At 39.8% G+C, this 7,549-nt stretch carries 10 protein-coding genes; 5 read left to right on the top strand and 5 right to left on the bottom strand.

Annotated features, from left to right (window positions below; all coding sequences use genetic code 11):
- The 4 genes from B5F78_RS15370 to B5F78_RS15355 all read right to left on the bottom strand — a co-directional run.
- On the bottom strand, window positions 1–208 hold a 208-nt coding region (locus B5F78_RS15370; protein ID WP_241148274.1), incomplete at its 3' end, for a DUF5712 family protein.
- Window positions 205–807 (bottom strand): BfmA/BtgA family mobilization protein, encoded by a 603-nt coding sequence (locus B5F78_RS15365; RefSeq protein WP_087407147.1) that lies wholly within the window; start codon window positions 805–807, stop codon window positions 205–207. The genes B5F78_RS15365 and B5F78_RS15370, both read right to left, overlap by 4 nt.
- Before the next feature lie 490 nt (window positions 808–1,297).
- Complete coding sequence (locus tag B5F78_RS15360) at window positions 1,298–1,567, bottom strand: Txe/YoeB family addiction module toxin (protein ID WP_032530137.1); 270 nt, start codon at window positions 1,565–1,567, stop codon at window positions 1,298–1,300.
- Window positions 1,560–1,826, bottom strand: a complete 267-nt coding sequence (locus tag B5F78_RS15355; protein WP_005812757.1) for a hypothetical protein — start codon at window positions 1,824–1,826, stop codon at window positions 1,560–1,562. The genes B5F78_RS15360 and B5F78_RS15355 overlap by 8 nt, the downstream gene beginning before the upstream one ends.
- A gap of 463 nt (window positions 1,827–2,289) precedes the next feature.
- Between B5F78_RS15355 and B5F78_RS15350 the strand changes: the two genes are divergently transcribed.
- From B5F78_RS15350 to lgt, 5 genes are all read left to right on the top strand, one after another.
- Entirely contained in the window at window positions 2,290–3,270 is a 981-nt protein-coding gene (locus tag B5F78_RS15350) for a replication initiation protein (protein WP_032530138.1), read from the top strand.
- Between the two features lie 28 nt (window positions 3,271–3,298).
- Window positions 3,299–3,499 (top strand): hypothetical protein, encoded by a 201-nt coding sequence (locus B5F78_RS15345; RefSeq protein ID WP_032530139.1) that lies wholly within the window; start codon window positions 3,299–3,301, stop codon window positions 3,497–3,499.
- Window positions 3,500–3,612: 113 nt separating this feature from the next.
- Window positions 3,613–4,155, top strand: coding sequence for a BfmA/BtgA family mobilization protein (locus B5F78_RS15340; RefSeq protein ID WP_087407146.1), 543 nt, complete (start codon window positions 3,613–3,615; stop codon window positions 4,153–4,155).
- Window positions 4,156–4,174: 19 nt separating this feature from the next.
- Window positions 4,175–4,741 carry a DUF4840 domain-containing protein gene (locus tag B5F78_RS15335; RefSeq protein ID WP_087407145.1) on the top strand — a complete coding sequence of 189 codons (567 nt, stop codon included), beginning with the start codon at window positions 4,175–4,177 and terminating at the stop codon, window positions 4,739–4,741.
- Between the two features lie 41 nt (window positions 4,742–4,782).
- On the top strand, window positions 4,783–5,664 hold the full coding sequence (lgt, locus tag B5F78_RS15330) for a prolipoprotein diacylglyceryl transferase (RefSeq protein ID WP_087407144.1): 882 nt from the start codon (window positions 4,783–4,785) through the stop codon (window positions 5,662–5,664).
- Window positions 5,665–5,873: 209 nt separating this feature from the next.
- On the opposite strand, the gene B5F78_RS15325 is transcribed toward lgt, so the two are convergent.
- Window positions 5,874–7,529, bottom strand: a complete 1,656-nt coding sequence (locus B5F78_RS15325) for a type IV secretory system conjugative DNA transfer family protein (RefSeq protein WP_087407143.1) — start codon at window positions 7,527–7,529, stop codon at window positions 5,874–5,876.
- Window positions 7,530–7,549: the final 20 nt, after the last annotated feature.

Below are 7,549 nucleotides of genomic sequence, written 5' to 3'. Positions count from 1 at the left end.
TCCGGCTTAATTTTGCCTTGTTGTTGTCTATCTTAAAGGTTACTTCCTGTGCGCTTATATAGTCACGTGAGTTATTGAAAAACGGCTGCACTTCCTGGCCGTTCTTCATGCGCTCCAGATCCTCATGCTGGAGGTAGGTCGTTACTCCTGTGCAGCTCCCTGTATTGGCATAGGTCCCGGAACCGCCACCCTGAATTTTTATATTCATAGTCCCCTCCTTTCCTTTTCCCTCTCATAGACCTTGTTTATATCATCGAGCAGCCCGGTCTTTCCTTTTGCATCGAGGAAGGAAACTATATGTTGCATGGCTTTAAGTTGTGCTGTTTCGTTGGCTTCTATCCGCTTGAAAATGGCCTGCTGGTTCTTCCTGATAGTTGCATCAGAATCCCGTACCGCTCTTTCAGCTCTGTCAATAGCTTTTCCCTTTTCGCTGGATTGATTCATTACCTCGATGAAAAGTTCGCTGTTCTCCTTCAGGAACCGCCTGAACTTTTCTTCCGAAAGTAAGGATGAAAGGCTTATGGTTATCTGTGTGCTGGCTCCGGCCAGAGCTTCACAAGCCGGACGCACAAGATCCGTTTCCTGTTTCTTCAGGAATGCGAACACCTGATCCATGCGCTTGATAAGCTTCTGCATTTCCTGTGCCGGGCTTTCATGCTCGACCGGGTTTATACCGTACTTCTCAAAATAGTTTATGGCATGTGTAAGGAACTCCATTTTTGACACATTGTTTGCCTTGGCCAGACGGTCAAGTTTAGTAAAAGTAGTACGTTCTACTGCTACCGTTGTTTTGTTGTCTTTTTCCATGATATTATAAGGCTTATTATAATGAATTAATATACTAACTTATTGGTTTACAAGATAGTATATTTATTCATTATAACCAAATTATATTAGTATAATTTCTTAAATAGCTGATTTACAGCTAAAAACCCCGTAGGGCAAGAGGGAAAAACAGGGCTTGCCCGGTTTCCTCTTGCTGTTCTATCGAACACCCTCCCCAGCGCGAAATGAGCAAAGGGGACGGGGAGAGATAGAACCTATCCCACACACGCTAACACCCACGAAAACCGCACACCCGGTACACAACAGAATTACCCAACAAAACCGCACAACAGAACATGTCCGGAACACCACAAAAAACTCATCGGTCGGGGAGCGCCGCACGGCAAGGGGGTGTACCAACACTCCCGACGAGTGCAGCCGTTTAATTGGGTATATGATATAAGTTATTTTGATTCTGTCACAAATTCAAAAGGATTGCAGTAAGTTCCAAAACGGCACATACTGCAATCCTTCATTTGTCGTCATAATGTCCCCAGGCTGAAATGATGAACACAATTACGGTAGTCTCGTTGACCATATACCTGATACGGTTCTTCTTGTCCAGCTGCCTTGACCAGACACCCTCCAGGTATCTCAACTGTTCCGGATGTCCTGTACCCGTATATGGGTGTTCTCTGAGTTCATCAAGCAGCTTCTCCAGCTTCTTGAAAAGCTGCGGAGAGGATTTTCTCATTAACAGGACATGTTTTACCGCTTCTTTGGAAAATTCTATCTCATACATTGCCTTCACCCTCTATACGGTTAAGAAAATCATCCAGAGACTCATTCTTGGCCATTCTGAAGGTATTTCCGTTCCGGATATCTTCAATACCTCTCTGGATGGCCGCAAGTTCTTCCTTTGAAGGGAAATCACCTTCTCTGACTGCACACACCATAATAGGGGCTGCATTGCGTCTGGAGACCAGGATCGTTTCCGTCTCTGCCATTTCGAAGTATTTCTTCTGATTGGCACGAAATTCGCGTGTTGTAACAATCTGCATAGTTCTAATATATTGGTTTACACCGCAAAAATAGGGATAAAAATCAATAAAGCAAAAGTTTTGTGTACTTATTTGTGTACACGCGCGGAAAATTCGTTCCTAAAAAAACGCTGCGCTGGCTTTTGCTTTGCTTTCACAAACATTCAAAAACTCGTTTTTCACGGATTTGGAGGTCTGGAAGCCACATTCAGGCTAAAATTTTATGACTTGTTTTTAAGCATTGCTTATTATATGCTTATCAACTTTTGAAAAATCATTTATAAAATACTGAATAACAAATCGTTATAAAGAGTAAAAACGCTCGAAAAACGACTTTTTGAATGTTATAAACGACTTTTTGAATGTTTTTTTCGCCTTTAAAAACGACTTTTTGAATGTTTACGACGACATACATTTTTAAATGTCGTTTTTAATTTCTATATTTGCGAACATTCATTTTGTCGTTTTTTAAAAACAAAGGAGTATGGCTATAAAAATAACAAACAAAGATGTGATACAGAGCTATTTAATGACTGTATCTAAGTATGATTTTTCAGTGTACGAAAAACGCATTCTGTACAGGCTTGTGGAAGCAATGCAGTGTGAGATAGAAGGTAAAAAGCTTTATCCTGGACTACGTATAGAAAAGACGTTATACGATGATAGAGTTGTTTTAATGCCCATTTCTGCGTTTTTAGCCAACGATGATGACGAGAACTACACCCGTGTCAAAAAAGCGCTGTTAGACCTTAGAAATAAGTCTTTTGAGTTCGATGATGGGCAAATATGGAAGGTGATAGGTATTATCGAGAAGCCACAATTCAATTACAAAAGAGGCTGGGTAAGATTTGAAATACAACCTGAAGTATATAATGCCGTACTTAATTTTTCAAAGGGCTTCAGGAAGTATGAACTTAAAACGGCCATGGAGTTTACAAGTCAGTACTCGATGCGTTTCTATGAACTCATGAGTGGTCAAGAAAGGCCTTTGATTTACAGTATAGAGGATCTGAAAATCATGTTTGGTGTACAGGACAAATACAAACGTAACCCGGATTTCATAAAAAGAATCATAGTCCCAGCTAAAGAAGAACTGGACGCAAAAAGTCCATATTCGTTTGAATACAAAATTCTGAAAGAAGGTCGTTCTTTTCATTCACTGAAACTGTATCCCAAATACCAACCGGAACACAGGGATGAAGAACTTGAAAAGCACGAACTACAAAAACAGGTCAGTCTGGGCTGGGATCTGGACAGGCTTATCAGAAACTATCTAAAGCAAGAGCTTCTTTTCACAGACCAGGAAATAAGAAACAACATAGACCTCTTCAGGGATGCACAGAAGAAACTTGATTTAATGCTGGAGCTTTCAACCCTGAAGGGAAAATCAAGGGATAAAAAGAACCCTAAAGGGTATATAATAAACGCACTGAAGGGAAAAGTAAAAGACAAGGAAGAACTTTGATTATGTTACACAATCAAAAAACAACGATATGAAAGAAGGAGATTTGATATTGGTATCAGCTGAAGCTACAGGCTTAGGAAAGCCAATGGAAGCCATTATAGACAAGATTGAGACATTCATGGGACAAACCCTTGTAACGGTCACTTACACGCAACCAAACGCCTTATCCGGCTTTGGAGGGTGCTTTGTGGATTCTCATATCACTTTAAGCGAAGAAAAGGCCAAGTAACCTGAATATATTTCAGGAATATTCAGTATATTTACAGCATATTTAATTAAAAAGAAGCATAAAACCAGCATATCAAGCATATTATAAGCATATTTATATCAATCGGTTAAGGTATGACAGATAAAGTAACCATACAACCCAAAAGCAAGCCGGAAAAGACTACAATCTCAATAAGCGGAGAAACATCTGAACGGCTGGAGATATACTGCCGGGCAAACGGCATATTACGGAAAGAGTTCGTTTCTCTCGCCCTGGAATACTTTGAACGCACAGGTTTCGACCTGAAGAGTAACGCACTTGATTACTCCCCATTGGAAAAGATCATCGGAGAATTGAATGAAGTTAAAGCGACCATGCAGACAAGCAATGAGGGAACAGAAGCTATTCGCCAACTACTACAGGCGGTCCGGGAACAGACAGCAAAACAGCTTCCGGCTCCAGAGCTTATCGCAAAGGCAGCAGAAGAAAAGGTACGTGCTGAAATGAAGTCTGAAGAACAGGCTAAAGAGCTCCAGGTTCTTCAGGAAGAAAACAACCGATTGCGTAACGAAATCAAAGTTCTTCAGGAATATAAGGAAAAAGCACACCGGGAACTGTGCCGGGTGCGTGACGAACAGAAAACATTCGGGAAAATAAAAGTTAATACAGAACTATAAACTATTTAATCAAAGTAATATGAAAACAAAGGATTTTTTCGGAATACTAATATTATTCCTTAGTGTACTTAGCCTTACAAGTTGCAACAAAGACGAAGAGGGGTTTTCTAAAGAAGAAATACAACAGATGCTATTCGACATAAAAGGAACCTATCATGGCACTGTACAAGTAGCCTATTATCAAGGTTCAAATATAACAGAACAGCAAAATGCAGTAGTTGTTTCGCGTGATTCACTCAAATTCAATATGTCATTACTGCCCCTATCGGATCTGATTCCAGACGAAACAATTGCAGAACGTTTGCGGGAGATAGGTGAAGTGCCTGTTATGGCCGGATATGAATTTTTACAATGGGATTCTGGTTGCATTCACTTTGTATTGTATCCAAAAGATGTCACTATATTAGGTGGATATGGAGCGCCTCCTTCCATTCGTCTTGTATTTTCCATGAACTATGGCGGTGATGCAGTGACTTATATGAACTCTATGAATTTCAATATGTCACCTTTGGAGTTATGGGTAGACGGAAAGAAATATGATGACTTCCCTCGCCTTGTTTATCATTTCGAAGGGGAATATGAATAATAAAAAGTCATGTTAATACAGAATTACAAATTTCAAATACAATGAATCCAATATTATACATAAATTGGGATATAGACCCTGTAATATTTAGCCTTGGCCCAGTTAAGATTCAATATTATGGTTTGATTTTTGTTACTGGGCTTGCCTTGTGTTACTACATAATTGGCCATATATACAAGAAGGAAAAGATTTATACTCCTGATGCAATGGAGAAGCTTTTTATATACGCAGTTATTGGTATTTTCGGAGGGGCAAGACTCGGGCACTGCCTGTTTTATGATTTTGAATATTTTTCTTCTCATATAATTGAAATATTCATACCATTTAGAGAAAATGTTAATGGTGTTTACGAGTTTATAGGATACAAAGGCTTGGCTAGCCACGGAGGTGCAATAGGTTTGTTCATTGCCATGTTATTATATTCACGGAAAGTTCATATCCCATTCCCGAAGATAATAGACATCATAGCTATCTTGGCCCCATTAGGCGGAGCTTTTATAAGAATCTCTAATTTAATGAACTCTGAAATTATTGGACGTCCGACAGATTTGCCGTGGGCCTTTATTTTCAGGTACGTTGATGATTTACCCAGACATCCATCACAACTTTATGAGTCAATAAGTTATTTTATTATTTTCCTGATTATTTATTCTTTATACAAATATAAAAGACAGTTGTTTAAAGTCGGAAGTTATTTCTATTTTGGCTTTAGTATTTTTGCAATTTTTCTCATGCGATTCCTTTTAGAATACACAAAGGAAAATCAAAAAGGTTTCGAAGATTCGATGTTTTTCAATATGGGACAAGTTTTGAGTATCCCTTTTATTGTATTAGGTCTATACCTAATTTTGCGTAGTTATATACAGTCATCAAAAGAGACAACTATAACAAATAAGGCAACCGATAAACAGCGCAGAAAATAAGGTTCTTCCGAAATTTGGAGTGATAAGTTCTGTATAAAAAAGAAGAAAACCGCTGAACATATTAAAGACTTAACGGAATACTACAAAAACAAATATCCTGAAGCTGATGTAAAAACGGTAGTGGTTTCTTATATTTTTGGTATTAAATATAACCTCTGACTTCTTCAACTTTATAAAAAACAGCCAAGATTGTCTTGGCTGTTTTCTTATCAATCAACGGAAAAGCCTTTGAACTTAATATCTGAAGGGATATCTGGTTTATGCTGTTCTTCCGGTTCATCAGGCTTCAGTGCGTAAAGTATAGACTTTATATCCTCCCTTACCTTCAGAGTGTATTCCTGTATGCTTTCAGCATGGCTCAGCTTCTCCAGCTGTACCGGGATTGGCCGTTCTGCCTGTCTGAACTTCTTTCGGAAAAACGGCACATTGCTTTCCACCGCTATACCGTAAAACTCCCCAGGCTCCAGAGAAAGGAAGCTGGAAGGTTTGGCTGCGTCCCTTTCCTGTACTGATTCGCTGGTTCCTGAAGTCCGGTGAAAGCCTGTTCTCGATTGTGATGCGGTTGTATAGACTTTATCTTCCTTCCCAAATTGGCGAGAAAGTCTTTCTGCCGTTATGCTCGAAGATACCCTACCATAAAAGTGGGTATTACAGGACGCAAACAGCACATCGGCCTTTTCCTTGCCGTAACCGTCAGAAAGCTGTGCAAAATCCTGGCACATCAGAACTGTAGATATTTTATTGCTTCGTCCCGTGTTCGGCAATATGTCAAGACCAGGTATATATACAGTCGGAGCTTCGTCGATCATTACAAAAGAAGGAACTTTACCGGGTTGGTTCATCAGCTTTGTGGCCACTGTTATAATAAGACTGCATAACGGTGCAAAGGTCTGTACAAGGGTAGGATATGTCCCTACGGTTACAATAGCTGGAGAAGAAGGATTGTTCAGATCCAGAGAAAAATCGTTTCCACCAAAAATATACATCAGTTCCGGAGTGTTTATCTGTGCTATTGCAGACTGCAAAGTTCCAACAACTCCGCTGACTTGTCCGTCTGCTCCCCTCTCCATTGCACTGAAAATACTCATTGTCATTTGTGCAGTTTGCGGATTCTTCTGCAAAAGCCGGAGAAGATCCTCGTCCTTACTCGATACCAAAGCGCACACATGAGGTATATCACACATAGCCGGGTGTTCTTCTTTCAGGTACCAGATACAGGCTGTTAGAAGGTCTGTTGCCGACCTGTTCCAGAAATCAGGCTTCTTTATACTCTCTTTTATCAGGTTGGCCACAATAGCCTGTGCAAACTCTCTGGCATAGCTTGTATTCAACAAATAGTCTGGCTGTATAGGATTTACTCTCGGTGACTGTTCCGGGTTATTCAAGTCTATATAATGGTGCTTTATCTCGTTCCCGTTTGCACTGATAAAAGACTGTACATCTTTCCCCAAAGTAGGGAACTTAAAATCATATACAAGACCGGAAAAACCGTTTCTGATAAACTCCGATAATAACGGAACAGCTATACTTTCAGACTTTCCAGATCCGGCAGCACCCAAAACAAAAATACCCCTGAAAGGGTTTCCGATAACAATCGGCTGTCCTGAAGATGTATATAACCGTATAGCTTCTTCAGGTATTACTTCAGCTGGTTTCTCCTTCGGTTTAGGTTTCTTGAAATACTTATAGCCATACCAGGCAATACCACCGAAAACAGCCCACTGAAGTACAAAGACTATAATACGGCCAATAATATCAATGACAAAGGAAAGGATATATCCGGCTATGGCCAGAAATATACTACCTACAATAAACAGAATTAAGATTCTGATAATACCTGTCATTATGTCCTTTCTTTGTTCCATACGCTTTTGATTTTGTTACA

Source organism: Bacteroides sp. An279 (assembly GCF_002159615.1).
In the GTDB taxonomy this organism is placed as follows: domain Bacteria; phylum Bacteroidota; class Bacteroidia; order Bacteroidales; family Bacteroidaceae; genus Phocaeicola; species Phocaeicola intestinalis.
This window is presented reverse-complemented; position numbering and strand designations above follow the sequence as displayed.